The following is a 2,046-nucleotide window of genomic DNA, read 5'->3' on the forward strand; positions in this document are numbered from 1 at the left end:
AACCCGGATCCCACCGCCGCCACGATCGTGGTGCGGCCGGTGCTGATCCGCGCCGGGAAGGTCTACTACCTCGACGCCGCCGGCAACGTGCAGTTCTTCGAGAGCGCGGTGGCGGAGAGCCACGACTTCGCGATCAACCACAACGTGGTCCCGAAGCGCGACCCGGCCAACCCGGCGCTGAAGCCCGGTCCGTACGGTGCGGGTGGCTGCACCGACTGCCACTCGGCCGGCTCGACGTTCTTCTTCGGCAAGCAGCTGAGGGAGCCGGCGGAGGATCAGTTCCTCGATTCCGCCGGCACCATCCCGAATCCCAACGCCGGCCAGCCAAGGTTCGTCGAGCACTGGGAGGCGATGGGCTACTCGCAGGTGCGGGTGGCGGCGCTGACCGGCGGCCAGGTGCCGGTCTACGTTCGCATGTACGGCAACGCCCCCGGCAGCAGCGTCACGGGCGCAGGCATCGACTGTCGCTTCGACATCGGCAGCTGCAGCACCGTGGTGGCCCAGGGCGGCACGCTCGTCCTCACCGCCAGCGCCGGCGTCGGGTCCGTCGTGACCGGCTGGACCGGATGCGCGTCGGTCTCCGCGGACGGTCGGGCCTGCACGTTCTCGGGGGTCGGAGCCGTGGACGGCCTGGGCGGCACCAAGCTCGTCACCGTCACCTTCGGCGCGCCGGTGCAGACGACCCCGGTGACCGGCTCGGGCATCAACCTGAGCGTGGTGGGCACCGGCTGGGGCAACGTGAGCGGCGGCGCGTTCAACTGCAACATGGGCACGCAGGGCGCCTGCAACGCGGCGCTCCCTGACACCACCGTCGTGACCCTCACGGCGAATCCCGGTCCAAACACGACGTTCGTGAGCTGGCAAGGCTGCACGCCGGTGGCGGGCGCTCCGGCACAGTGCACCGCCACGGTGGCCGGGACGACCGGCGTCACCGCCCTGTTCAGCGACGGTTCGGGTGGCGGTCCCTACTCACCGACGCAGGCGCTGGTCGTCCGGGTGTTCTCGAGCAGCGGGAGCACGATCACCGGCGGCGGCATCTCCTGTGGCGCCGGCGGTGACCAGATCTGCCGGATCGACCCCGCCACGGGGAGCACCGTCACGCTCACGGCCAACCCCGCCGGAGGCGCCACGTTCCTGAGGTTCGAGGGCTGTGACTCGACCTCGGGGACGACCTGCTCCGTCAACATGACGAAGCCCAGGCTGGTCGTCGGGTACTTCTCCCGGTAGCCAGTCGCAGTGAAGGGGCCCGGCTGTCCTTCGTGGCGGCCGGGCCCTCTCCTTCTTGAAGGCATCAGCCGCGCGGTCGGGACTGCGGTCAACCGTGCGACGTCGCTCGCGTTTCGTGCACATGCAGCATGAGTGCCGGATGAGAGGCTTGCGGCAATCGGGCGCATGGCGCGCGCGAAGCGCTGTGCTCCATTTGGGCTCTCAATGGACGTCGTGACGGGACCCATGCCAGCGCACATCGACCTCGAGACACTCCCCTTCCTCGGCCTGGGGAGCGAGGGCGCGGTGCGTGTGCTCGCGGACGCGCTGCCGCACGGCCTGTTCACCACGGACGTGGCCGGACGCGTCACCTACTGGAACCGCGCCGCGGAGCGGATCACCGGCTACTCCCGCGAGGACGCGCTGGGTCGGGACTGCTCGCTGCTCGCCGGCGACTCCGTCCAGGGGTGCGCCTGCGGTCTCGGCCCCATCAAGTGCGGGATGGTCGAGCGCCAGCGTGTCTCCAAGACCTGCACGGTCAGGACGAAGGATGGACGGCTGCTGCTGATCGTGAAGAGCGCGGTGCCCCTGCTCGCGCCGGGCGGCGAGCCCGTCGGCGCGCTCGAGACCTTCACCTCGGTGATCGAGGCCCCCGAGCCGCACCCCGACGCCGGCGGCGAGGAGGGGAGCCCGCTCCGGAGCCGCGCCCCGGCCATGCTGGAGCTCGAGCGGATGGTCCGGCTGGTGGCCGGCTCCGACGCGACGGTGATGATCCTCGGTGAGAGCGGGACCGGGAAGGAGCGGGTGGCGGAGGCGATCCACGCGGCCGGCCCGTGGGCG

General features: G+C 71.2%; 2 protein-coding genes. Both read left to right on the plus strand.

Features of this window, described 5'->3' with window-relative positions; all coding sequences use genetic code 11:
* A partial coding sequence (locus VF825_RS00630) for an InlB B-repeat-containing protein (RefSeq protein ID WP_331109036.1) occupies positions 1–1,227 on the plus strand: 1,227 nt, incomplete at its 5' end.
* A gap of 213 nt (positions 1,228–1,440) precedes the next feature.
* Positions 1,441–2,046 (plus strand): PAS domain-containing protein (locus VF825_RS00635; protein ID WP_331109038.1); only part of this gene is annotated, 606 nt, incomplete at its 3' end.

Source organism: Oryzihumus sp. (assembly GCF_036391795.1).
Taxonomy (GTDB): domain Bacteria; phylum Actinomycetota; class Actinomycetes; order Actinomycetales; family Dermatophilaceae; genus Oryzihumus.